Origin of the sequence: Azospirillum sp. ST 5-10 (genome assembly GCF_051225715.1) — a bacterium.
Classification (GTDB): Bacteria; Pseudomonadota; Alphaproteobacteria; order Azospirillales; family Azospirillaceae; genus Azospirillum.
The window spans coordinates 216,097-237,980 of the sequence record NZ_JBPJSP010000005.1 but is presented as its reverse complement, the minus strand read 5'-3'; the positions used below and the strand labels follow the sequence as shown (position 1 = coordinate 237,980).

21 protein-coding genes are annotated in these 21,884 nt (G+C 72.3%); 8 read left to right on the top strand and 13 right to left on the bottom strand.

Translation table 11 applies throughout. The features are described 5' to 3' along the window. Positions 1–36: 36 nt before the first annotated feature. The 4 genes from ACSBPG_RS08680 to ACSBPG_RS08665 all read right to left on the bottom strand — a co-directional run bounded on the left by ACSBPG_RS08680 (position 37) and on the right by ACSBPG_RS08665 (position 3,989). Positions 37–987 (bottom strand): Hsp33 family molecular chaperone HslO, encoded by a 951-nt coding sequence (locus ACSBPG_RS08680; RefSeq protein ID WP_435536738.1) that lies wholly within the window; start codon positions 985–987, stop codon positions 37–39. Between the two features lie 24 nt (positions 988–1,011). Further along, on the bottom strand, positions 1,012–1,926 hold the full coding sequence (argF, locus tag ACSBPG_RS08675; protein ID WP_435536737.1) for an ornithine carbamoyltransferase: 915 nt from the start codon (positions 1,924–1,926) through the stop codon (positions 1,012–1,014). Next, entirely contained in the window at positions 1,923–3,080 is a 1,158-nt protein-coding gene (locus tag ACSBPG_RS08670; RefSeq protein ID WP_435536736.1) for an aspartate aminotransferase family protein, read from the bottom strand. The genes argF and ACSBPG_RS08670 overlap by 4 nt, the downstream gene beginning before the upstream one ends. Positions 3,081–3,185: 105 nt before the next feature. Beyond that, on the bottom strand, positions 3,186–3,989 hold the full coding sequence (locus ACSBPG_RS08665; protein WP_435536735.1) for an ABC transporter permease: 804 nt from the start codon (positions 3,987–3,989) through the stop codon (positions 3,186–3,188). A gap of 140 nt (positions 3,990–4,129) precedes the next feature. On the opposite strand from ACSBPG_RS08665, the gene ACSBPG_RS08660 reads away from it, so the two are divergent. The 3 genes from ACSBPG_RS08660 to ACSBPG_RS08650 are packed head-to-tail and all read left to right on the top strand — an operon-like array spanning position 4,130 to position 6,616. After that, a complete protein-coding gene (locus ACSBPG_RS08660) occupies positions 4,130–5,470 on the top strand; it encodes an AAA family ATPase (RefSeq protein WP_435536734.1) in 1,341 nt (446 codons plus the stop codon). Next, positions 5,463–6,059 (top strand): hypothetical protein, encoded by a 597-nt coding sequence (locus ACSBPG_RS08655; protein ID WP_435536733.1) that lies wholly within the window; start codon positions 5,463–5,465, stop codon positions 6,057–6,059. Before ACSBPG_RS08660 ends, ACSBPG_RS08655 begins: the two co-directional genes overlap by 8 nt. Further along, on the top strand, positions 6,056–6,616 hold the full coding sequence (locus ACSBPG_RS08650; protein WP_435536732.1) for a regulatory protein RecX: 561 nt from the start codon (positions 6,056–6,058) through the stop codon (positions 6,614–6,616). The genes ACSBPG_RS08655 and ACSBPG_RS08650 overlap by 4 nt, the downstream gene beginning before the upstream one ends. Before the next feature lie 89 nt (positions 6,617–6,705). Here ACSBPG_RS08650 and rpmB read toward each other — a convergent pair whose 3' ends face one another. From rpmB to ACSBPG_RS08630, 4 genes are all read right to left on the bottom strand, one after another. Further along, a complete protein-coding gene (gene rpmB, locus ACSBPG_RS08645; RefSeq protein WP_435536731.1) occupies positions 6,706–7,002 on the bottom strand; it encodes a 50S ribosomal protein L28 in 297 nt (98 codons plus the stop codon). 203 nt (positions 7,003–7,205) lie between these two features. Then, complete coding sequence (locus ACSBPG_RS08640; RefSeq protein WP_435536730.1) at positions 7,206–7,871, bottom strand: phasin family protein; 666 nt, start codon at positions 7,869–7,871, stop codon at positions 7,206–7,208. Between the two features lie 136 nt (positions 7,872–8,007). Beyond that, positions 8,008–9,018, bottom strand: a complete 1,011-nt coding sequence (gene meaB / locus ACSBPG_RS08635; RefSeq protein ID WP_435536729.1) for a methylmalonyl Co-A mutase-associated GTPase MeaB — start codon at positions 9,016–9,018, stop codon at positions 8,008–8,010. Positions 9,019–9,028: 10 nt separating this feature from the next. Then, positions 9,029–9,574: a biliverdin-producing heme oxygenase gene (locus ACSBPG_RS08630; RefSeq protein ID WP_435536728.1), complete on the bottom strand. Its 546-nt coding sequence runs from the start codon at positions 9,572–9,574 to the stop codon at positions 9,029–9,031. A 160-nt stretch (positions 9,575–9,734) separates the two neighbouring features. Between ACSBPG_RS08630 and ACSBPG_RS08625 the strand changes: the two genes are divergently transcribed. Further along, positions 9,735–10,922 (top strand): MFS transporter, encoded by a 1,188-nt coding sequence (locus ACSBPG_RS08625; RefSeq protein WP_435536727.1) that lies wholly within the window; start codon positions 9,735–9,737, stop codon positions 10,920–10,922. A gap of 6 nt (positions 10,923–10,928) precedes the next feature. On the opposite strand, the gene ACSBPG_RS08620 is transcribed toward ACSBPG_RS08625, so the two are convergent. After that, complete coding sequence (locus tag ACSBPG_RS08620) at positions 10,929–12,794, bottom strand: ABCB family ABC transporter ATP-binding protein/permease (protein ID WP_435536726.1); 1,866 nt, start codon at positions 12,792–12,794, stop codon at positions 10,929–10,931. 113 nt (positions 12,795–12,907) lie between these two features. Between ACSBPG_RS08620 and ACSBPG_RS08615 the strand changes: the two genes are divergently transcribed. Both ACSBPG_RS08615 and ACSBPG_RS08610 read left to right on the top strand, forming a co-directional pair. Continuing rightward, the gene (locus ACSBPG_RS08615) at positions 12,908–13,069 is read left to right on the top strand and encodes a hypothetical protein (RefSeq protein ID WP_435536725.1); all 162 of its coding nucleotides are present in this window, start codon (positions 12,908–12,910) and stop codon (positions 13,067–13,069) included. A gap of 175 nt (positions 13,070–13,244) precedes the next feature. Further along, positions 13,245–14,795 (top strand): DegQ family serine endoprotease, encoded by a 1,551-nt coding sequence (locus tag ACSBPG_RS08610; RefSeq protein ID WP_435536724.1) that lies wholly within the window; start codon positions 13,245–13,247, stop codon positions 14,793–14,795. A 39-nt stretch (positions 14,796–14,834) separates the two neighbouring features. On the opposite strand, the gene ACSBPG_RS08605 is transcribed toward ACSBPG_RS08610, so the two are convergent. Continuing rightward, complete coding sequence (locus ACSBPG_RS08605; protein WP_435536723.1) at positions 14,835–15,776, bottom strand: NHL repeat-containing protein; 942 nt, start codon at positions 15,774–15,776, stop codon at positions 14,835–14,837. Positions 15,777–15,930: 154 nt separating this feature from the next. Then, a complete protein-coding gene (clpB, locus tag ACSBPG_RS08600; protein ID WP_435536722.1) occupies positions 15,931–18,561 on the bottom strand; it encodes an ATP-dependent chaperone ClpB in 2,631 nt (876 codons plus the stop codon). Positions 18,562–18,848: 287 nt separating this feature from the next. On the opposite strand from clpB, the gene ACSBPG_RS08595 reads away from it, so the two are divergent. Together ACSBPG_RS08595 and ACSBPG_RS08590 are read left to right on the top strand one after the other, a co-directional pair. Then, a complete protein-coding gene (locus ACSBPG_RS08595) occupies positions 18,849–19,361 on the top strand; it encodes an NUDIX domain-containing protein (protein ID WP_435536721.1) in 513 nt (170 codons plus the stop codon). Between the two features lie 68 nt (positions 19,362–19,429). Next, positions 19,430–20,188, top strand: a complete 759-nt coding sequence (locus ACSBPG_RS08590) for an MOSC domain-containing protein (RefSeq protein ID WP_435536720.1) — start codon at positions 19,430–19,432, stop codon at positions 20,186–20,188. 40 nt (positions 20,189–20,228) lie between these two features. Here the strand turns inward: ACSBPG_RS08590 and ACSBPG_RS08585 are convergent, their stop codons facing one another. Continuing rightward, on the bottom strand, positions 20,229–20,666 hold the full coding sequence (locus ACSBPG_RS08585; RefSeq protein ID WP_435536719.1) for a DUF4167 domain-containing protein: 438 nt from the start codon (positions 20,664–20,666) through the stop codon (positions 20,229–20,231). A 243-nt stretch (positions 20,667–20,909) separates the two neighbouring features. After that, a complete protein-coding gene (gene prmC / locus ACSBPG_RS08580; protein ID WP_435536718.1) occupies positions 20,910–21,779 on the bottom strand; it encodes a peptide chain release factor N(5)-glutamine methyltransferase in 870 nt (289 codons plus the stop codon). Between the last annotated feature and the right edge of the window lie 105 nt (positions 21,780–21,884).

Sequence of the window (21,884 nt, the reverse complement as noted above, 5' to 3'; positions counted from 1 at the left end):
CGCGGGCGGGCGCGTCCGCCCCCGCCCGAGGCCTGCCTACGCCTCCTTCGCCCCGTACACCCGGTCCAGGTCGGCGTCGTCGAAGTGGTAGGGGGTGGAGCAGAACTGGCAGACCACTTCGACGGTCTTGTCCTCGACCCGCAGGCCCTCCACCTCCTCGCGCGGCAGGCCGGCCAGCATGCCGACCACCCGCTCGCGCGAGCAGCGGCAGCCGAAGCGCAGGTGGTTGGGCGACCACACGCGCACGCCGTCCTCGTGGAACAGGCGGAACAGCAGCTCGCTGGCCCCCAGCGCCGGAGCCAGCATCTCCTCGCGCGTCGTGCTCGACATCAGCACCATGGCGCGCCGCCAGTCGTCCTCGCGATCGCTGGCCAGCGCCGCGGCCCCCGGCTCCGGCGGCAGGCGCTGCAGCATCAGGGCACCGGCCCGCCAATGGCCGTCCACCCGGCCGGCGTGCACGGCGAGCCCGGTGTCGATCTGCTCCGACTGGCGGAAATAGTGCTGCACGCAGTCGGCCAGGGTCTTGCCGTAGAGGGCGACGATGCCCTGGTAGCGGTCGGTGTTCGGGCCCTGGTCGACGGTGAAGGCGATGTGCCCCTTGCCGAGCAGCGCCGGGGCGGGGGCGATGGCGACGTCGTCGGCCGCCGCCGCCAGCGCCGCCTCGTCGAACTGGGCGTAGGCGCGCACGTCGCCGACCGAGGTGACGTCCGCCACCATCAGGCGGATCGGACCGTCACCCTTGGTCTGCAGGGTGAAGACGCCCTCGTACTTCAGCATGCTGGCGAGCGCCACGGCGAGCGCCACGGTTTCGGCCAGGAACTGCGCCACCGGCTCCGGGTAGGCGTGGCGGGTGAGGATCTCGTCCAGGGTCTCGCCCAGCTTGACCAGCCGCCCGCGCAGGCGGGAGGTCTCGATCTGGAAGGGCTGGACGAGGTCGTCGTTCCCGGGATGGGAAACCGGACCGTGGGAAACCGGGGTGTCGCTCATGCTGTTCCGATCAGGCTTCGGGCGTCAGGCCTCCAGGCACCAGGCGAGGATGGCCTTCTGGGCGTGCAGGCGGTTCTCGGCCTCGTCCCACACGACGGACTGGGGCCCGTCGATGACGCTGTCGGTCATCTCCTCCCCGCGGTGGGCGGGGAGGCAATGCATGAACAGCGCATCCGGCTTCGCCAGGCCCATGAGATGGTCATTCACCTGATACGGCGCCAGTGACTCCAGGCGTGCCTGCTTTTCCGCCCCGACATGGTTCATCGACGCCCAGGCGTCGGTGACCACGCAGTCGGCGCCGCGCGCCGCCTCGGCGGCGTCGCGGACGTGGAACACCCGCCCGCCCTCGCGCACCGCCCAGTCCATCAGCGCCCCGGGCAGGCGCAGGCTGTCGGGACAGGCGACGCGCAGCTCGAAGCCGAAGCGCACGGCGGCGTGCACCCAGCTCGCGGCGACGTTGTTGCCGTCGCCGCTCCACGCCACCACGCGCCCGGCGATGGGCCCGCGGTGTTCCTCGTAGGTGAGGACGTCGGCCATGATCTGGCAGGGGTGCGACTCGTTGGTGAGGCCGTTGATGACCGGCACGCTGGCGTACGCCGCCAGCTCGCGCAGCCGCTCCTCGCCGCCGGTGCGCACCATGATGGCGTCGACGTAGCGCGACAGCACGCGCGCCGTGTCGGCCACCGTCTCGCCGCGACCGAGCTGCATGTCGTCCTGCTTCAGCACCAGCGCGTCGCCGCCGAGTTGGCGCATGCCGACCTCGAACGACACCCGGGTGCGGGTCGACGGCTTCTCGAAGATCATCGCCAAGGTGCGGCCGCGCAGCAGGTCGCGGAAGGCGGCGCGGTCGCGCTTCATCGCCACCGCGCGGTCGAGGATGCGGCGCAAGGTGGCGGTGTCGAAACGGTCGAGGTCGAGGAAATGCCGCGGTGCGTTCATGCCCCCACCTCCCGCGCCACGCGGCCGAGCGCCGCCAGCGCCTCCTCCACCTGCTCCTCGCCGATGATCAGCGGCGGCAGCAGGCGCACCACGTTGTCGCCGGCCGGCACGCTGAGCATGCCGTGGTCGCGCAGGCGCGCCACCACGTCGGTGTTGGCCGGGATGCACTTGAGGCCGAGCAGCAGGCCCTTGCCGCGCACCTCGGCGAAGACCGTGGGATGCGTCTCCACCAGGCCGTCCAGGCCGCGGCGCAGGCGCTCGCCGATGCGTTCGACGCTCTCCAGGAATCCCGGCGCCAGGACCAGGTCCATGACGGCGTCGCCCACCGCCATGGCCAGCGGGTTGCCGCCGTAGGTGCTGCCGTGGGTGCCGGCGATCATGCCGACCGCCGCCGCCTCGGTGGCGAGGCAGGCGCCCAGCGGGAAGCCGCCGCCGATGCCCTTGGCGACCGCCATGACGTCCGGCCGGATGCCGGCCCACTCGTGGGCGAACAGCCGGCCGGTGCGGCCCATGCCGGTCTGGATCTCGTCAAGGAACAGCAGGATGCCGTACTCGTCGCAGACCGCGCGCAGCCCCTTCAGGAAGTCCTCGTCGCCGACGCGGATGCCGCCCTCGCCCTGCACCGGCTCGACGCAGATGGCGGCGGTCTCGTCGGTGATGGCGTTGCGCACCTCGTTCAGGTTGCCGAAGGCGACCTGGTCGAAGCCGTCGACCAGCGGCCCGAATCCCTTGACCAGCTTCTCCTGCTTGGCGGCGGAGATGGCGGTCAGGGTGCGGCCGTGGAAGGCCTGCTCGAAGGTGATGACGCGCCAGCGCTGCGGGTTGCCGGTGGCGGAGTGGTACTTGCGGCACACCTTCAGCCCGCACTCCCACGCCTCGGCGCCGGAGTTGGTGAAGAACACGGTGTCGGCGAAGGTGTTGGCCACCAGCCGCTCCGCCAGCTTCTCCTGGCCGGCCACCCGGAACAGGTTGGAGGTGTGCCACACCTTGTTGGCCTGCCGGGTCAGCGCCTCCACGAGATGGGGATGCGCGTGGCCGAACGCCGTCACGGCCACGCCGGCGGCGAAATCCAGGTATCGTCGCCCGGCCGTATCGAAGAGATACGGACCTTCACCCCGCTCGAACACGACGTCGGCGCGGTTGTACGTGGGCATGACGACCGGAATCACGGCGCGGAACTCCCCAAAGACAAAGCACCCGGCGGACAGGGAGCCCGCCGGGAAACGGCCAATATCCGGGGATCTCAGGCCGCTGTCAACTCAAGCCTTGAGGCGGTATCCCGTCGCCAGCATGCGCCAGGCCAGCAGCCACAGCGCGGCGTTGCTCGCCAGCAGGACGAGGACGCCGACCGCGAGCGTGCCGTCGGAGCGGCCGATGAAGCCGTAGCGGAAACCGTCGATCATGTAGAAGAAGGGATCGAAGTGGGCGATCCACCAGAACACGGTGGGCAGCGACCCCACCGAATAGAAGGTGCCGGACAGGAAGGACAGCGGCGTCACCACGAAGTTGGTGACGGCGGCGATGTGGTCGAACTTCTCCGACCAGATGCCGCCGACGAGGCCCAGCAGCGACAGCAGCATCGACGCCATCACCGCGTGGAACAGCACGAAGCCGGGATGGGCGATGCCGATGGGCACGAACAGGCGGATGGCGACGGTCGCCACCAGCCCGACGATGAGGCCGCGCGTCACCCCGCCCATGACGAAGCCCGTCACCAGCTCCATCGGCGCCAGCGGCGGCATCAGGGTGTCGACGATGTTGCCCTGGACCTTGGCGATCACCACCGAGGAGGAGGTGTTGGCGAACGCGTTCTGCGCCATCGTCATCATGACGAGGCCGGGGGCGAGGAAGATCATGTAGGGCACGTCCCCCACCGACCGCCCCGCCCCGCCCAGCGCCAGGGCGAAGACGGCGTAGAACAGCAGGGTGGTGACCACGGGCGCCCAGATCGTCTGCTGGTGCACCTTGATGAAGCGACGGACCTCGCGCAGATAGAGCGTCCACAGGCCGATCCAGTTGACCGTCCCGACGGTGCGCGGCAGCGGAGGAAGAGGATGTGTCATATCGATCGTGGGCGCTTGCTCATGGTGGGCGTTAACCTAGCCTCCCAACAGGAAGCTTGGCAAACTGGCGTTACGCGGGTCGCGCATGCGGCCGGCGGGCATCTCTGTGCGCCGGCGGCGATCATGAACGGGAGGAACTGTTGATCCGGCGCGTGCATATCAAGGGGTACAAGTCGTTGCGGGACGTCGAGGTGCGCCTGGAGCCGCTGACGGTCCTCTTCGGTCCCAACTCCGCCGGCAAGAGCAACTTCCTCGATGCGCTGCAACTGCTCTCCAGCATCGCCAAGACGCGCACGCTGCGGGAAGCGTTCGCCCCGCCCTACCGCGGCAAGGCCGTGGAATCCTTCTCCTTCCCGCCGGGTGGCGTCGAGGAGTTGCTGAAGCAGGAGGCGGCCCGCCTCAGCATCGAGGTGGACGTCGAGCTGTCCGATTCCGTCGTGGAGACCGTCAACCGGCAGATTCGGTTGCTGAAGCAGCCGAGTGGGCGCGACGAGGAGCGACCCGCCGACTCGAAGACGGAACCGGAAGAGGTCGCGGTGCGCGAGCGCAACCTGCGTTACCGCATCGAGATCGAAGTGATCCCGAAGTTCGGGTTCTTGCGGGTGACGGACGAATACGTCGCCGCCCTGCGTCAGGACGGTAGCGAGACCGGAAAGCGGAAACCGTTCCTGAGCCGGGAAGGCGACCGCCTGCACCTGCGCCTGGAGGGCCAATCGCATCCCAAGTACCACGAGCTGCACCTGGATTACTGCATCCTCTCCACCCCGCTCTACGCGCCCCACTATCCCCACATGGTCGCCCTGCGGGAAGAGCTGGCGAACTGGTTCTTCTTCTACCTGGAACCGCGGGAGCGGATGCGGGCGGCCACGCCCATCAAGGAGGTGCGCCACATCGGGATGATGGGCGAGGAGTTGGCGGCGTTCCTCAACACGCTGCAGGGAACCAACGAGAAGCAGTTCCGCCTGGTCGAGTTGGCGTTGAAGGACGTCATTCCGTCCATCGACAAGATCGACGTCGCCATCAACCAGCTTGGCGAGGTCGAACTGCGCATTTTCGAGGGCAACACGCCGATTCCCGCCCGGCTGATGTCCGAGGGCACACTGCGCCTGCTGGGCCTGCTCGCCCTGCGCGGTACCGAGAGCGCCCCGTCGGTGATCGCGTTCGAGGAGCCGGAAAACGGCATCCATCCCCGCCGCCTGGAGCAGGTCATCGAGATCCTGCGCAACATGGTCGACTACGGCGATTCACAGGTGATCGTCACCACCCATTCGTCACGGCTGGTAGACCGGATGCCTTGGGAAAGCCTGTTCGTCACCCGCCGCACCGCCGACGGTACGGACATCCGGCCCTTTGCCGAATGGGGCCCCCTCGCGATCGGAAGCGGCGACGGAAAGGCGGGCTTCATCGCCAACGCACTCGACGACCCGGACGGGTTGGAGACCGTGTCGGACCGTCTGCTGCGCGGAGACTTCGATGCGTAGGATTTTCCTGTTCGTGGAAGATTCCGCCCATCGCCGGGTCGTCGCCGCCATCCTCAACCGCCTGGCCCGCGATCATGGCGTGCCGGTTTCTCTGCGCGACTTCAACGTCCGGCACGGCCACCCGGCGGTGGTGGCGGAACTCCGGCTGTTCGTCCGCGATCTGCGGCGCGGCGTCCAGGACCTCCCGGACCTTCTGGTGATCGCTACGGACGGCAACTGCAAAGGCTACGCGGAGCGCCGCGACGAGCTCAGCCCCATCGTCGAGCCGGTCGCCGAGGCCGTGGTTTTCGCCATTCCCGACCCGCACGTCGAACGCTGGCTGCTGCTCGATTCGCACGCCTTCCGGCAGGTGGCAGGCAAGGGATGCGACGCACCGGACCGGAAATGCGAGCGCAGCCGCTACAAGAAGCGGCTGATGGACTCGTTCCGGGCGGCCGGCCTCCAGCCGAATCTCGGTGGCACGGAATTCGCCGGGGACATCTTCGACGTGGTCGACCTGGACCGCGTCGCGATGCTCGACGCCTCGCTCGGCCGCTTCCTGGCCGACCTCACGCGGCGCTTCCGCGACTGGCGAGGGGCACCGCCATGACCACCCCCTCCCGGGCACCACGCCGCGAGCCCCGCCGCGTCACCCCGCAGTACCTGGAGAACGCGGCGCTGCACTATCTGGAGCGCTTCGCCAGCTCCGCCGCCAACCTGCGCCGCGTGCTGATGCGCAAGGTGGACCTTTCGGTGCGCGCCCACGGCACCGACCGGGCGGAGGCCGCCGGCTGGGTCGACGCGCTGGTCGCCCGCTACGTGGCGAGCGGCCTGCTGGACGACGGCGCCTACGCGGAGATGCGGGCGGGCTCGCTGCACCGCCGTGGCGCCTCCACCCGCGCCATCCGCGAGAAGCTCGCCGCCAAGGGCGTCGCGGCGGAGCGGGTGGATGCCGCCCTGGAGCGACTCGACGCCGACACCGAGGGCAGCCTCGATCTCGCCGCCGCGCTGGCGCTGGCGCGCCGCCGCCGGCTCGGCCCCTTCCGCCCGCCCGACGCCCGCGCCGGCCACCGCGACAAGGACCTGGCGGCGCTGGGGCGGGCCGGCTTCGACTACGCCACGGCGCGGCGGGTGGTCGATGCCGAGGACCCGGACGATCTCGACTGAAACGCCAAAAGCCGTCGCGGGTCCCAGGACGGGTCCGGACGGCGTTGGACGTGCGGCGGCAACCGCGGGGGCACGCGGCCCCCGGAGGCTCACGCTTCGGCGGCGGCGGCCTGGGCCTTGGCGATGCGGCGCTTCACGCGGCGCGCGTCGAGGCTCAGCACATCGTCCTTGGCGTCGAGCAGGAAGGCGTCGAGGCCGCCCTTGTGCTCGATCGAGCGGATGGCGTTGGTGGAGACGCGCAGGCGCACCATCTGGCCCAGCGCGTCGCTGAGCAGCGAGGTCTCCTGCAGGTTCGGCTGGAAACGCCGGCGGGACTTGTTGTTGGCGTGGCTGACGTTGTTGCCAAACTGCGTGCCCTTGCCGGTCACGGAGCACCGACGAGCCATCGGACTGTTCCTTTATCGATTAGCACATGAAACCCGGTACCGGGCGGTGCTCCGCCCGAGAGAGGCGGCGTTATAGTCGAACACCCGAGCACCCGTCAAGGAAGGAGTCCGGGGCGCGGGCGGTCGTCCCGCCCCCCCAGCCCCCCACCGGCGCGGGGGGAGGCGGCAAGAGGGAGCGACGCAACCACGCCGCGCCGGTGACGCTACTCCGCCGCCTTCGCCGGATCGGCCGCCGCCTTGACCTCTTCCGCCTTCACCTCCGGCGCCGTCAGCTCCACCGTCGGCTCCTCGGCTTTCGGTGCGGCTTTCGGTGCGGCTTTCGGTGCAGCCTTCGCCACCGCCTTCGGCGCGTCGGCCTTCGCGGCGGCCGGCTTCGGCGCCGCCTTGGCCGCCGGCCGGCGCGGCGCCGGAGCGGGCTTGGCCGCGGCCTTGGGGGCTTCGGCCGGCGCCGGCTGGGGCTCCGGCGTGGCGGGCGCGGCGCCGGTGGCCTTCATCTCCTCCGCCTTCACCTCGGGCGCCTTCAGCTCGACCTTCGGTGCGGTGGCCGGCGCCACGGTGCCGGCCACCAGCTTCGCCGACAGATCGGCGAGGGCGCGCACGTCGTTGGCGACGCGGGCGGTGGTGCGGTCCAGCCATGCCCGCTGCACGGCGATGACGTCGGCCTGGCTGCGCGCCCTGGCGAGATCCTCGACGGCGCGCGCCGCCTGGTCGACGCTGGCGGTGATGCCGTCGACCCACAGGCGGTAGCCGTCCTGCATCACCCCGGCGACCCGGGCCGAGCGCGCCGCGACGGCGTCGGCGTTGCTCCTGGCCAGCTTCTGCACGGTGGTGCCGACGGACGCATAGACGTCCAACAGATTGGCGCTCATCCCCATTGTCTCCTGACTGGACCGGTTGTCGGGCGGAGCGCCGCCGGCGGCGCCTCTGGCGCGCGGCCGCCCGCCGAAGCCTAGTCACCCCGCTGCTGCGGCGCAACATGAACCTTTGCGCTGCGGCACGATGCCGTCAGTCAACCGCCTCGACCGGCCGGCCGAGGAAGCGTTCCAGCAGGGAGCGCGCCGCCGCGGCGGGCACCAGGGCACCGGCGGTGACCCGCGCCTCCAGGGTGGGCAGGTCGGCGCGCACCCCGGGGTGCCGGCGGAAGGCGTCGACCAGGCTCTCGCGGATCTCGCTCCACAGCCAGGCCCGCGCCTGCTCGGCGCGCCGGGCGGCGCGGCGGCCGGAGGACTCCATGGCCGCGCGGTGCTCGCCGATGGTGTCCCACACCGCCTCGATCCCGGCCCGGGTGACGGCCGAGCAGCTCAGCACCGGCACCCGCCAGGTGCCGTCGTGGCGCAACAGCGCCAGCGCGTGGCGGTAGTCGGCGACGGTGTGGCGCGCCGTCGCGGCGAGGTCGCCGTCGGCCTTGTTGACGACCACCAGGTCGGCCAGCTCCATGATGCCCTTCTTGATGCCCTGCAGCTCGTCGCCGCCGGCCGGCAGCAGCAGCAGCAGGAACAGGTCCACCATGTCGGCCACCGCCGTCTCCGACTGCCCCACCCCGACCGTCTCGACGACGATGACGTCGAAGCCGGCGGCCTCGCAGATCAGCATCGCCTCGCGGGTGCGGCGCGCCACGCCGCCGAGCGTGGCGCCGGCCGGCGAGGGGCGGATGAAGGCGTCGCCCTCGCGCGACAGGTCGACCATGCGCGTCTTGTCGCCGAGGATCGAGCCGCCGGTGCGCTGCGAGGAGGGGTCGACCGCCAGCACCGCCACCCGGTGGCCCTGGCCGATGACGTGCAGCCCGAAGGCTTCGATGAAGGTCGACTTGCCCACCCCCGGCACGCCTGAGATGCCGATGCGCACGGAGCGGCCGGTGTGCGGCAGCAGCGCCTCCAGCAGCGCGTCGGCCCGCGCGCGGTGGTCGGGACGCGTCGATTCGATCAGGGTGATGGCGCGGGCCAGCGCCCGCCGCTCGCCGCGCCGCACCGCCTCGGCCAGCGCCGCCGGGTCGTTCAGGGAAGGGGTGGTCGTCATGGCCGCCACCCTAGCCGGCCGCGGCGACTCCGTCCAGCCAGCGCTCCAGCGCCGCGAAGAGGCCGGCCGCGGCGGTGCAGGCCGCCGCCCGGGCGGCCGGGGAGGCGAGATCCGTCTCCAGCCGGTCCAGCAGCGCCGCCCAGCCGGTTCCCGGCCCGGCGGCGAGGAAGCGGGCGCCGTGCGCCGCGTCGTAGCCCAGCGCCGCCGTGACCATCGGCCGCATCGCCCGCCCGCCGTGGGCCGAGCCGTCCAGGACGTAGCGGGCGGCCAGCGCCGCCGGCCGGCCGCGCAGGTCCGGCAGGCCGCCGGCCTCGCCCAGCTCCTCCGCCGCCACGCCGAGGTCGCGCAGATCGGCGCGCAGCAGCGCCACCCGGCCGCCCTCGCCCGCCAGAGCCCGCTCGACCGGGTCGTGGAAGCCGTGCAGCGCCACCAGGGCACGGCGGTACTGCGCGTGCGTCAGGGCCGGCCCGGTCAGCGGGCGGAGCACGGCATGGCCGTGCAGGCGGTCGTGCAACGTGTTCGTGGCGTCGCGCAAGGCGCGGCGGGCCGGTCCCATGGGCGCTCCGGTCGGGTCGGGGGCAAGCTCCGGTTATGGGAACGGCCGGTGCCGCTGCCAAGGTCTGCCCTGCCATGACCCGCGAGGGTTGAAAACGTCACAGGAACAAAGGAGGATCGTCGGCGGAACGACGGAGGTGGCAGACACGGAGGTGGCAGACATGGCAACGGATGGGCGGCTGGGCGCCATGGCCGCGGTGAACGCGGCCTCCTTTCTGGCGCAGACGGTGCAGATCGGCGCGCTGCCGACGCTGATCGGCCTCGTGCTGGCGGCGCGCGGCTTCGACCCCTTCGCCATCGGCGTCCTGGCGACGGCGCCCTGGCTCGCCGTGCTGGCATTGGCGCGCCTGGTGCCGCGCCTGCTGGCGCGCGTCGGCGCGCGGCGCGCGGTCGCCGGCAGCGGCGCGGTGTCGGCGGCGGCGACGCTCCTGCTGGCGTTCGCCGGCGACGTCGCCAGCCTGTTCGCGCTGAACGCCGTCGTCGGCGCGGCGATGATCGTCCGCTGGGTCGCCTGCGACACCTGGATCGTCGCCCTCGCCCCGCCGACGGCGCGGGGCCGGGCGATCGGCCTGCACGAAGCGCTGCTGTGCCTGGGCATCGCCGCGGGGCCGCTCCTGCTGTCGCTCACCGGCATCCACGGGCTTCTGCCCTTCGCCGCCGGCGCGGCGGTGCAGCTCGCCGCCCTGCCCTGCGTGCTGCCGCTGACGCGCCGGGACCACCGGCCGGAGGCGGCCGACGGGCACCGGCCGGCCGCCCTGCGGCGTCTCCTGGGCCTGCTGCCGGTGGCTCTGCTGGGCGCCTTCGCCGGCGGCTTCGTGGAGACCGCGGCGGGGGCGCTGATGGCGGTCTACGTCACCGGGCTCGGCTTCCCGGCGGTGGTGGCGACCTTGCTGCTGGCCGCCCACGGTGCCGGGGCGACCCTGCTCCAGGTGCCGCTGGGCTGGTTCGCCGACCGCTTCGGCAGCCGCGCCGGCCAGGTCCTGTGCGCGGCCGTCCTGCTCGCCGGCGCCGCGGCGATCCCGCCGGCGCTGGCTTGGCCCTGGCTGGCGGCGGCGCCGATGTTCCTGTGGGGCGGCGCGGTCGGCGGCCTCTACACCCTGGCGGTGATGGAGGCCGGCACCCGGACCGCCGACTCCGGGATGGCCGGCGCCCTGGCGGCGCTGGCGGTGGGCTACACCCTCGGCAGCCTGGCCGGGCCGGCCGTCGCCGGCGCCGTCATGGAGCACGCCACGCCGCACGGCCTGATGCTGACGGCCGGCGGCATGGGCGCCGTCCTGCTGGCGCTCGCCGCCGTGCGGCGGCCGTCGCGCGCGGCACCGGCACCGGCGCCCCTGGAGGGCGCGGACTGAGGCCGCTCAGGCCGACGCCGCGCGCGGCACCGGCCCCAGCGTCTTGTCCGCCTCCTCGTCGTGGCGGGCCTCCTGCTGGCGCGTCCACAGGGCGGCGTAGGCACCGCCGCGGGCCAGCAGCTCGGCGTGACGGCCGCGCTCGACGACGCGGCCCTGCTCCAGCACCAGGATCTGGTCGGCGTCGACCACGGTGGACAGGCGGTGGGCGATCACTAGGGTGGTGCGGCCGCGGCTGACCTCGCGCAGGTTGGCCTGGATCTCGCGCTCGGTGTGGGTGTCCAGCGCGCTGGTGGCCTCGTCGAACATCAGGATCGCCGGGTCCTTGAGGATGGTGCGGGCGATGGCGACGCGCTGCTTCTCGCCGCCCGACAGCTTCAGCCCGCGCTCGCCCACCATGGTCCGGTAGCCGTCGGGCAGCCCGAGGACGAAGTCGTGGATGTGGGCGAGGCGGGCCGCCCGCTCCACCTCCTCCGGCGTCGCCCCGGGGCGGCCGTAGGCGATGTTGTAGAAGATGGTGTCGTTGAACAGCACCGTGTCCTGGGGGACGATGCCGATGGAGGCCCGCAGCGACGCCTGGGTGACGGCGCGGATGTCCTGCCCGTCGATGCAGATCCGCCCGCCCGAGACGTCGTAGAAGCGGAACAGCAGGCGGGAGATCGTCGACTTGCCGGCACCCGAGGGCCCGACGATGGCGACCGTCCGGCCCGCCGGGACGGTGAAGTCGACCCCCTTGAGGATCGGCCGGCGCGGGTCGTAGCCGAAGGACACGCCCTCGAACCGCACCTCCCCCCCGGCCGCGTCCAGCGGCCGGGCGTCGGCGGCGTCGGCCACCTCGCGCTCGACGTGGAGGAGCTGGAACATCGCCTCCATGTCGGTCAGCGCCTGCTTGATCTCGCGGTAGACCATGCCGAAGAAGTTGAGCGGCTGGTAGAGCTGCAGGAGATAGGTGTTGACCAGCACGAAGTCGCCGAGGGTGAGCGTCCCGGCGACGATGCCGCGGGCCGCCATCGCCATGACGACGACGAGGCCGACCGAGATGACGAGGGACTGGCCGACGTTGAGGAGCGCCAGGCTCTGCTCGCTGCGCACCGCGGCGTCCTCGTAGCGCTTCAGCGCCTGGTCGTAGCGGCCGGCCTCGTGCGCCTCGTTGCCGAAGTACTTGACGGTCTCGTAGTTGAGCAGGCTGTCGATCGCCTTGGTGTTGGCCTGCTGGTCCGTCTCGTTCATCGCCCGGCGGAACTTGGTCCGCCATTCCGAGATGGCGAAGGTGTAGGCGAGATACGCGCCGACCGTGGCGAGCGTCGCCACGGCATACCAGATGCCCAGCATGCGCGCCAGGATCACCGTGACCAGGACGATCTCCACCAGGGTCGGCAGGATGCTGAAGAGGGCGTAGGAGAGGATCGTCTTGATCGCCTGGGTGCCGCGCTCCAGCGCCCGGGTCAGGCCGCCGGTCTGGCGTTCGAGGTGGAAGCGCAGCGACAGCGCGTGCAGGTGGCGGAACACCGACAGGCCGGCCTTGCGCACCGCACTCTGCTCCACCCGCACGAAGATGGCGTCGCGGATCTCGCCGAACGCCAGCGAGATCACCCGCGCCAGCCCGTAGGCGAGGATCACCGCCAGCGGCACCGCCACCGCGGTGGCCGGCGCCGACAGGGCGTCCACCGCCTGCTTGAACCAGATGGGGATGGTCACGGTGGCCGCCTTGGCGCCCACCAGGAACAGCACCGCCACGACGACGCGCGCCCGCAGCCCCGGCTCGTCCTTGGGCCAGAGATAGGGCAGCAGCGCGCGCAGGGCCCCCGTCTCGCCCAGGCGGGACGACGGTCCGCGGGAAGGTTCGGTGGCGGACGGCGGGCGGGAAGCGGACATGGAACGGATCGATTCACGAAAGGATAAGGGTTGCCGATGCTAACCTAGGCAGCGGGCGCGATTGTGCAAAGCCCGCCCGGCCGAATGGCTGGATCGCACCGGGAGTCCCTTGCATGGCGCGCACCCTTGCCTTCGCCGCCCTGGCCGCCATCGCCCTCGCCCTGGCCGGCTGCGGCGTCGTCAGCGGGGCGGCCAGCGTCGCCGGCACGGCGGTCGATCTCGCCGGCACCGCCGTCACCACGACCGTCGACGTCGTCACCGCACCGGTCCGCTGACCGGGCCGCCGGCCGGAACCCCTCGCCCGGCGCTCGTGTTGACGGGGCGGTGCCGCGGCATGGACGCCGCGCACGCCGCACGCCATCAGCCTGAAACCCGAGCCGGACCGGCGGCGCCCCGCCCCTCCCGGGCGATCCCTGCGCGTCCCCGGCCGGCGTCCCGAGGGGGGAACGCATGCGATCCAGACTCTCCGTCGCCCTGGCCACCGCCGCCGTCCTGGCGCTCGGCGCGCCGGCCCACGCCCAGAACGCGCCCCAGGGGCAGGCGCCCCAGGCGCAGGCGCCGCAGACGCCGCCGGGCCAACGCGTGGACCGGCCGCTGCCCGGCAGCTTCAACGGCTTGGCCCAGGCCAAGCTGCCGGCGGTGGTCGCCATCGCCACCACCCAGAAGCCCGAGGAGGGTCCGGCACCGGGCCCCGGCGGCCCCAACCTGATCCCCCGCCTGCCGCCGGGGCTTCCCCCGGGCATGGAGGAGTTCTTCGGTCAGCCGCGCAACCAGCCGCCGCCCGGCCCGGCGCACGCGCTCGGCTCCGGCTTCGTCATCGACGCCCAGGGCTTCGTGGTGACCAACAACCACGTGGTGGAGAACGCCGAGGAGATCACCGTCATCCTCCAGGACAAGACCGAGCTGCCGGCCGAGCTGGTGGGCCGCGACGCCCGCACCGACCTCGCCGTCCTCAAGGTCAAGCCGGCGCAGCCGCTGCCGGCGGTGCAGTGGGGGAACAGCGACGGCGCCCTGGTCGGCGACTGGGTGGTGGCGATCGGCAATCCGTTCGGGCTGGGCGGCTCGGTGACGGCGGGCATCATCTCCGCCCGCGCCCGCGACATCCACTCCGGCCCCTACGACGACTTCATCCAGACCGACGCCTCGATCAACCGCGGCAACTCCGGCGGCCCGCTGTTCAACATCGACGGCAACGTCATCGGCGTCAACACCGCCATCTTCTCGCCGACCGGCGGCAACGTCGGCATCGGCTTCGCCATCCCCTCCAACATCGCCCGCGACGTCGTCGCCCAGCTGCGCGAGAGCGGCGCCGTGAAGCGCGGCTGGCTCGGCGTGCAGATCCAGCCGGTGACGCCGGAGGTGGCGGACGCCGTCGGCCTCGACAAGGCGCAGGGCGCGCTGGTCGCCATGGTCACCCCCGGCAGCCCGGCGGCCAAGGCCGGCGTCCAGGTCGGCGACGTGATCGTCGGCTTCGCCGGCCAGCCCATCGCCGATCCCCGCGACCTCAGCCGCACCGTCGCCCAGACCGAGGTCGGCGCCACGTCGCAGCTCACGGTCTTCCGCGAGGGCCAGCGCAGCACGCTGTCGGCGGAGATCGCCCTGCTCAAGGACGAGCCGGAGGTCGCCGCGGCGGAGCCGGAGGAGGACGCCCCCGCCGGCGGGCCGCTCGGTCTCGCCCTCACCAGCCTGACGCCGGACGCCCGCGCCCGCTTCGAGGTCGCCGAGGACACCGAGGGCGTGCTGGTCGCCAACGTCGCCCAGGACAGCGTCGCCGCCCGCCAGGGCCTGCGCGCCGGCGACGTCATCACCCGGGTCGGCCGGCAGCCGGTGAGCGAGCCGCAGCAGGTGGCCCAGGCGGTGGACGACGCCCGCAAGCAGAACCGCAAGTCGGTGCTGTTCCTGCGCCAGCGCGGCGACGTGCGGACCTACGTCGCCGTGCCCCTCGGCGACGGCTCGCAGGTCGGCGAGGCGCCGACCGCCGGGCAGCAGAGCCAGCAGTAGGCGGCGTTCGGACGGACCGGGGGCGGCCCGCCGCGGCCCTCACGGCGCCGCCGGCCGGAACACCTGGACGCGGTGGTTGGCGGTGTCGGCGACATAGACCCAGCCGGTCTCCTGGTCCACCCACACGCCGTGGAGGTTGCCGAACTCGCCGGGGCCGGAGCCGGTCCGGCCCCACATGGTCAGGAACCGCCCTTCGCGGTCGAAGACCTGGATCCGGTCGTTGCCGATCTCGGCGACGTAGACGTTGCCGTCCCGGTCGATGCCGATGCCGGACGGCGCCTTCAGCTCGCCGGGGCCGGAGCCGGTGGTTCCCCAGCTCCGCACGAACCGCCCGTCGGCGTCGAACACCTGGATGCGGTCGTTCTTGAGGTCGGACACGTACAGCAGCCCGTCGGGGCCGAACTTCGCCGCCTCCGGCACGTCGAACCGGCCGGGCCCGCTCCCGTGGCCGCCGAACAGGAAGAGGAAGGTGCCATCGAGGGCGAAGACGCTGACCCGGTGGTTGCCCGCCTCGGGCACGTACAGCCGGCCGTCGCGGACGTCCATGAACTCGGTCTTCATGGTCTGGCCGGGGGCGTCGCCGTAGTCGGCGAAGGTCCTGCGCCAGCGGAAGTCGGGGCCGTACGTCTTGATGTAGCCGGTGTTGTAGTCGGCGACGTAGATGGCGCCGTCGGGATCGACGGCGATGCCCTCCGGCTTGTCGAGGTCGGCATCGCCGTCCCCCTTGCCGCCGAAGCGGCCGAGATAGCGCCCGGTCGCCCGGTCGAACGCCTGGACGTGGGCGTGGGCGGCGTCGGTGACCAGCAGCCGGCCGTCCCCCGCCAAGGCGAAGTCCTCGACGTACTTGAACTGCCCCTCGCCGGAACCTTCCGAGCCGAAGCTCATCACGTGCGCGAAGCGCAGCTCGCCCGCCCCGGCGGCACCGGCCAGCAGCAGCACGGCGAGCGCCGCCGCCCGGCCCACCGACACACCCCACTCCATCACGCCTCTCCGATCGTTCGTCCGCCGCCGTCCGGCGCCGCCCATCCTGCGCCGCCAATCGGAAAGGATCCGTGAAACGCCGCCCGCGAACGCGCGGAGCCCCGCACCCGGAGGGGTGCGGGGCGCCCGCCGAGCAGCCCTGGAGGGCGCGGCGTCAGTGCACCGACACGCCGCCCGCCGCCGCCGGCCTGTGCAGGTGGGCGGCGACCGGCAGGCCGTTGATGGTCAGCTGGCCGGCCTCCGCCGACACGGCGACCGTCTGGCCGTCGGCCACCTTGCCCTCGAGGATCATGGTGGCCATCGGGTTCTGCAGCTCGCGCTGGATCACCCGCTTCAGCGGCCGGGCGCCGTACACCGGATCGTAGCCGGCCTCGGCCAGCCATTCCGTGGCGGCGGGGTCGACCTCCAGCACGATGTCGCGGTCGGCCAGCATGGCCTTGAGGCGGCCGAGCTGGATCTGCACGATGCCGCCCATGTGCTGGCGGGTCAGGCGGTGGAACAGCAGGATCTCGTCCAGCCGGTTCAGGAACTCCGGCCGGAAGTTGGCCCGCACCACCTCCATCACCGCGTCGCGCACCACGTCCACGTCCTGCCCCTCGGGCACCGAGGCGATGACATCGGCGCCCATGTTCGAGGTCATGATGATGAGCGTGTTGCGGAAGTCGACCGTGCGCCCCTGCCCGTCGGTCAGGCGGCCGTCGTCGAGCACCTGCAGCAGCACGTTGAAGACGTCGGGATGGGCCTTCTCGATCTCGTCGAACAGCACCACCTGGTAGGGCCGCCGCCGCACCGCCTCGGTCAGCGCGCCACCCTCCTCGTAGCCGACGTAGCCCGGCGGCGCGCCGATCATGCGGGCCACCGAGTGCTTCTCCATGTACTCCGACATGTCGAGGCGGACCATGGCGGTCTCGTCGTCGAACAGGAACTCCGCCAGCGCCTTGGTCAGCTCGGTCTTGCCGACGCCGGTGGGGCCGAGGAAGAGGAAGGAGCCGATCGGCCGGTTGGGATCCTGCAGGCCGGCGCGGGCGCGGCGCACCGCGTTGGCGACGGCGACGATCGCCTCCTCCTGGCCGATCACCCGGCTGCGCAGCTTCTCCTCCATGTGCAGGAGCTTCTCGCGCTCGCCGGCCAGCATCTTGTCGACCGGGATGCCGGTCCAGCGGCTGACCACGGCGGCGATGTCGGTGTCGCGCACCTCCTCGTTCAGCATGCGCGAGTGGGACGCCTGCTCGGCATCCTTGAGCGTGCGCTCCAGCTCGGGGATGACGCCGTAGGTCAGTTCGCCGGCGCGCGCCCAGTTGCCCTGGCGCTGGGCGTTGTCCAGCTCGACCCGGGCATGGTCCAGGTCCTCCTTCAGTTTCTGCGCGCTGTTCAGCTTGTCCTTCTCGGCCTGCCAGCGCGCCGTCAGGGTCGCCGATTCCTGCTCCAGGTCGGCCAGCTCGCCCTCGAGGTCGCTCAGGCGGTCCTTGGACGCCGGGTCGGTCTCGCGCTTCAGCGCCTCGCGCTCGATCTTCAGCTGGATGATGCGGCGGTCCAGCTCGTCGATCTCCTCCGGCTTGGAGTCGACGGCCATGCGCAGCCGGCTCGCCGCCTCGTCGACGAGGTCGATCGCCTTGTCCGGGAGGAAGCGGTCGGTGATGTAGCGGTTGGACAAGGTCGCCGCGGCGACGATGGCGCCGTCGGCGATGCGCACGCCGTGGTGCACCTCGTAGCGCTCCTTCAGGCCGCGCAGGATGGAGATGGTGTCCTCCACCGTCGGCTCCGACACGAAGACCGGCTGGAAGCGCCGGGCGAGTGCGGCGTCCTTCTCCACGTGCTTGCGGTACTCGTCGAGCGTGGTGGCGCCGACGCAGTGCAGCTCGCCGCGCGCCAGCGCGGGTTTGAGCATGTTGGAGGCGTCCATGGCGCCCTCCGCCTTGCCGGCGCCGACGAGCGTGTGCATCTCGTCGATGAAGACGACGATCTCGCCGGCCGCCGCCTGGATCTCCTGCAGCACCGCCTTGAGGCGCTCCTCGAACTCGCCGCGGAACTTGGCGCCGGCCACCATGGCGCCGAGGTCGAGCGCCAGCAGGCGCTTGTTCTTCAGGCCTTCCGGCACGTCGCCCTTGACGATGCGCTGGGCCAGCCCCTCGACGATGGCGGTCTTGCCGACGCCGGGCTCGCCGATCAGCACGGGGTTGTTCTTGGTGCGCCGGGCCAGCACCTGGATGGTGCGGCGGATCTCCTCGTCGCGGCCGATCACGGGGTCGAGCTTGCCCTCGCGCGCCGCCGCCGTGAGGTCGCGGGCGTACTTCTTCAGCGCGTCGTAGCCCTGCTCGGCCGAGGGGCTGTCGGCGGTGCGGCCCTTGCGCACCTCCTCGATGGCAGTGTTCAGGCCCTGGGCGCTGACGTTGGCCTGGTGGAGGGCCTTGGCCGACGGCGTGCCTTCGGCGAGCGCCAGCGCCAGCAGCAGGCGCTCGGCGGTGACGTAGCTGTCGCCGGCCTTCTCGGCGATCTTCTCCGCCTGCTCGAAGACGCGCGCCAGTTCCGGCGCGAGGTACACCTGACCGGCGCCCGCCCCTTCCACCTTGGGCAGCTTGTCCAGCTCGGCGTCGACCGCCGACAGGGCGCGCGCCGGGTCGCCACCGGACGCCCGGATGAGGTTGGCGGCCAGCCCTTCCTTGTCGTCGAGCAGGGTCTTCAGCAGGTGCTCGGGCGTGAGCCGCTGATGACCGCGGCGAATCGCCAGGGTCTGCGCCGCCTGTATGAAGCCGCGGCTGCGCTCGGTGTACTTCTCGAAATCCATGACCGACTCTCCCATGTGCGACCCGGCGCCCGCGAGGCAGCGCGCCCGGTCCGTGACCCACAACGTGCAATCCGGGAGGATGCTGAGCGTAGATGTGGGACGGTCCCCATGGGTTGCAAGACCACCGCATTTCCGTGGGATCGAAGGGCGACGGCACGCCGCCCTACCCCTTTGGCGTCGCCGCCCCTGCGCCGCCCCTCGACCGGATGCGCCGTTTCCGGCAGGCTGGGCCGGTGGCTACAGTCGGTGGCTCCGTCCACCACGACGCCGTCCGTTGCCGACATCCCATGACCGACATCGCACTCCCCCGGGGCATCATGCCGCACCCCCTGCACCCGCTGCGCCTCGCTTGGCTGGCCCGCATCGCCTGGCACCGGGTGGCGCGGCCGCTGACCATGGGGGTGCGGGCGATCGTGCTGCGCCCCGGCACCGGGGCGGCGCCCGAGGTGCTGATGATCCGCCACAGCTACGTCGGCGGCTGGCACCTCCCGGGCGGCGGGGTGGCGCGGGGCGAGACCCTGGCGGAGGCGATGCGCCGCGAGGTGCGCGAGGAGGTCGGGCTGGAGGTGGAGAGCGGCGTCCAGCCGCTCGGCATGTACGCCCGCTTCCGCCACGGCGCCAGCGACCACGTCGCCGTCTTCGTGGTCGAGCGCTGGTCCGGCACGCCGCGGCCCGACGGGATGGAGATCGTCGAGACCACCTTCTTCCCGCTGGACGCGCTGCCCGACGACACCTCCCCGGCCACCCGGCGGCGGCTGGCCGAATTCCACGACGGCAGCCCGCCGGCGGAGCGCTGGTAGACCAGGAAATGAAACGTTTTGGTCACGACGGTTGACAGGGCGCGGTCGGCGCGGCTGAGATACCGTCCATGTCGTGCACCCTCTCGAAGATCTGGCGCTATCCCGTCAAGGGCCTGAGCGCGCAGGAACTGCCCGCGGCCGAGCTGGAGCCGGGCAGGACGCTGCCGGACGACCGGCGCTACGCCCTGCTGCACGGGCCGGCGGCGCTCGACATGGACCACGAGGGGTGGCGGCCCAAGACCTACTTCCTGACGCTGATGCGGCACGAGCGGCTGGCGGCGCTCGACACCGAGTTCGACGCGGCGACGCAGGCCCTGGTGGTGCTCCGCGGCGGCAAGCCGGTGGCCCGCGGTCGCCTCGACCAGCCGACCGGGCGCATGCTGCTGGAGCAGTTCTTCGCCGCCTACATGGCCGGCGCCGCTCCCGGCGCGCCGAAGATCGTCGAGGCCAAGGGCTTCGCCTTCACCGACAACGACGCGCCGGTGGTCTCGCTGCTCAACCTCGCCAGCGCCCGCGATCTGGAGCGCGTGACGAAGCAGCCGGTCCACCCCGGCCGCTTCCGCGCCAACCTGTGGCTGGACGGGCTCGAACCCTGGGCGATGCGCCACTGGGTCGGCCGCACGCTCGCCGTCGGCGCCGCGCGGCTGGAGGTGCAGAGCACGATCCCCCGCTGCGCCGCGACCGAGGTCAACCCCGACACCGGCGCCCGCGACCTGGGCATCCTGCAGGCGCTGCAGCGCGGCTACGGCCACGTCCAGTGCGGCCTCTACGCCCGCGTCGTCGAGGGCGGCCGGATCGCGCCGGGCGATCCGGTCACCCTGATCTGACGGAGCCTCCGCGCTCCGGCAACGGGGGTGACCGCCGCCGTCAGACGTTCATCTGGGCGCGCTCGTCGGCGGCTTCGACGGCGTCCTCGCCGTCCTGGTCCTCGTCACCCGCGGCGTTGCCGCCCTGGCGGTCGTGACCGTTGCCGTTGGCGCGGTTCTCGCGCTGACGATTCTCCGACTCCTGGATCTGATTGATGATGCGGAAATAATGTTCCGCGTGCTGCAGGTAATTCTCCGCCATGATGCGGTCGCCGGAGGCGGCGGCGTCACGGGCGAGCGCCTGGTACTTCTCGTGGACCTGCCACGCGTTGCCACGGATCCGCACGTCCGGACCGTTGCTGTCGAAGGTCTGGTGGCGCAGCGGAACGTTCTGCCGGCGGCCACCGCCGCCCCCTCCGCCACCGCCGCCACCGCCGCCGCCACCACCACTGCTGCCGCCACGGCCGCGCGAACGCCTGTTGTTCGGTCCTTGTCTCATTCGGCTCTTGAGGCCCCATCTTCGAGAATCGCAATCCCCACAACGCCCCGGTGGCTCTCTCGGCCACCGGGCCCGCCGTGGGGACACCACGGATCGGTTCGCGGGGAGTCAAAATCGACGTCGGGGCCGCATGCGGGCAGGCCGGGCTCAATCGTGCGCCGGGCGCCCAGTCGGTTTCGGCTCCCAGAGTATCGTCGATGCATCGCACCCTAGCGGCTCGGCGGCCGCAATCCAACTGTTTTCTTACCCCGCCCCCCGGATTCCCCGATCGTTTCGCCCCCGGACGCACCGTTCGATCCCCCCGAGGTCGCGGAACACCCCGCTCGGCTCCAAGCCGTGCCGGGCCAGCAGCGCGGCGACGTCGGCCGCCTGTCCAGCGCCGACCTCCAGGGCCGCGGTGCCGCCCGGCGCCAGCAGGCCGGGAAGCTGGGCGGCGATGGCGCGGTAGGCGTCCAGCCCGTCGTCCCCGCCGTCCAGCGCCCGCAGCGGGTCGAAGATCCGCACCTCCGGCTCCAGCGACGCGATGTCGCGGCTGGGGATGTAGGGCGGGTTGGACACCACGAGGTCGAACCGCTCCGCCAGTCCCTCCCCCCAGTTCCCGGTGCGGAAGGCGGCGCGCCCGGCCAGCCCGTTGGCCGCGGCGTTGGCGGCGGCGGTGGCCACCGCCGCCGCGCTGAGGTCGATGCCGAGACCGGTGGCGTTGGGCAGTTCGGCGAGCAGCGCCAGCAGGATGCAGCCGGTGCCGGTGCCGAGGTCGAGCACGCGCAGGGCGGCCGCGCGGTCGGCGACGGCGTCGAGGGCGGCCTCCACGACGGTCTCGGTGTCGGGGCGGGGATCGAGGGTGGCGGCGTCGAGCGCCAGATCGAGCGTCCAGAAGCCGCGGCTGCCGAGGATGCGCGACACGGGCTCGCGGGCGGCGCGGCGCTCGACCAGGGCCAGCAGCCGGGCGGCATCCTCGTCCGGCACCGGCTCGCCGGCGCGGGCGAAGAGCGCGCCGCGGTCGAGGCCGAGGGCGTGCTCGGCCAGCAGGCGGGCGTCCAGCTCCGGCGTGTCGACCCCGGCGGCGCGCAGCCGCGCCTCGGCGGCGCGGCGCAGGGACTGGAGGGTGGTCATGCGTCGTTACCGCGCCTCGGATGGTGGTCGCGGTGCTCCCCCCTCCCGACCTCCCCCCACTGCGCGGGGGGAGGAGGAAGGCCCTCCCCCGCGCAGTGGGGGAGG

Bases quoted from the DNA above. Each gene is read 5' to 3' on its own strand.
- rpmB (WP_435536731.1), bottom strand. From the start codon at position 7,002: ATGGCTCGTCGGTGCTCCGTGACCGGCAAGGGCACGCAGTTTGGCAAC.
- ACSBPG_RS08650 (WP_435536732.1), top strand. From the start codon at position 6,056: ATGACCACCCCCTCCCGGGCACCACGCCGCGAGCCCCGCCGCGTCACC.
- ACSBPG_RS08670 (WP_435536736.1), bottom strand. From the start codon at position 3,080: ATGCCCACGTACAACCGCGCCGACGTCGTGTTCGAGCGGGGTGAAGGT.
- ACSBPG_RS08595 (WP_435536721.1), top strand. From the start codon at position 18,849: ATGACCGACATCGCACTCCCCCGGGGCATCATGCCGCACCCCCTGCAC.
- prmC (WP_435536718.1), bottom strand. From the start codon at position 21,779: ATGACCACCCTCCAGTCCCTGCGCCGCGCCGCCGAGGCGCGGCTGCGC.
- ACSBPG_RS08605 (WP_435536723.1), bottom strand. From the start codon at position 15,776: ATGGAGTGGGGTGTGTCGGTGGGCCGGGCGGCGGCGCTCGCCGTGCTG.
- ACSBPG_RS08630 (WP_435536728.1), bottom strand. From the start codon at position 9,574: ATGGGACCGGCCCGCCGCGCCTTGCGCGACGCCACGAACACGTTGCAC.
- ACSBPG_RS08585 (WP_435536719.1), bottom strand. From the start codon at position 20,666: ATGAGACAAGGACCGAACAACAGGCGTTCGCGCGGCCGTGGCGGCAGC.
- meaB (WP_435536729.1), bottom strand. From the start codon at position 9,018: ATGACGACCACCCCTTCCCTGAACGACCCGGCGGCGCTGGCCGAGGCG.
- ACSBPG_RS08665 (WP_435536735.1), bottom strand. From the start codon at position 3,989: ATGACACATCCTCTTCCTCCGCTGCCGCGCACCGTCGGGACGGTCAAC.
- ACSBPG_RS08620 (WP_435536726.1), bottom strand. From the start codon at position 12,794: ATGTCCGCTTCCCGCCCGCCGTCCGCCACCGAACCTTCCCGCGGACCG.
- ACSBPG_RS08640 (WP_435536730.1), bottom strand. From the start codon at position 7,871: ATGAGCGCCAATCTGTTGGACGTCTATGCGTCCGTCGGCACCACCGTG.
- ACSBPG_RS08610 (WP_435536724.1), top strand. From the start codon at position 13,245: ATGCGATCCAGACTCTCCGTCGCCCTGGCCACCGCCGCCGTCCTGGCG.
- argF (WP_435536737.1), bottom strand. From the start codon at position 1,926: ATGAACGCACCGCGGCATTTCCTCGACCTCGACCGTTTCGACACCGCC.
- ACSBPG_RS08615 (WP_435536725.1), top strand. From the start codon at position 12,908: ATGGCGCGCACCCTTGCCTTCGCCGCCCTGGCCGCCATCGCCCTCGCC.
- ACSBPG_RS08655 (WP_435536733.1), top strand. From the start codon at position 5,463: ATGCGTAGGATTTTCCTGTTCGTGGAAGATTCCGCCCATCGCCGGGTC.
- clpB (WP_435536722.1), bottom strand. From the start codon at position 18,561: ATGGATTTCGAGAAGTACACCGAGCGCAGCCGCGGCTTCATACAGGCG.
- ACSBPG_RS08680 (WP_435536738.1), bottom strand. From the start codon at position 987: ATGAGCGACACCCCGGTTTCCCACGGTCCGGTTTCCCATCCCGGGAAC.
- ACSBPG_RS08590 (WP_435536720.1), top strand. From the start codon at position 19,430: ATGTCGTGCACCCTCTCGAAGATCTGGCGCTATCCCGTCAAGGGCCTG.
- ACSBPG_RS08625 (WP_435536727.1), top strand. From the start codon at position 9,735: ATGGCAACGGATGGGCGGCTGGGCGCCATGGCCGCGGTGAACGCGGCC.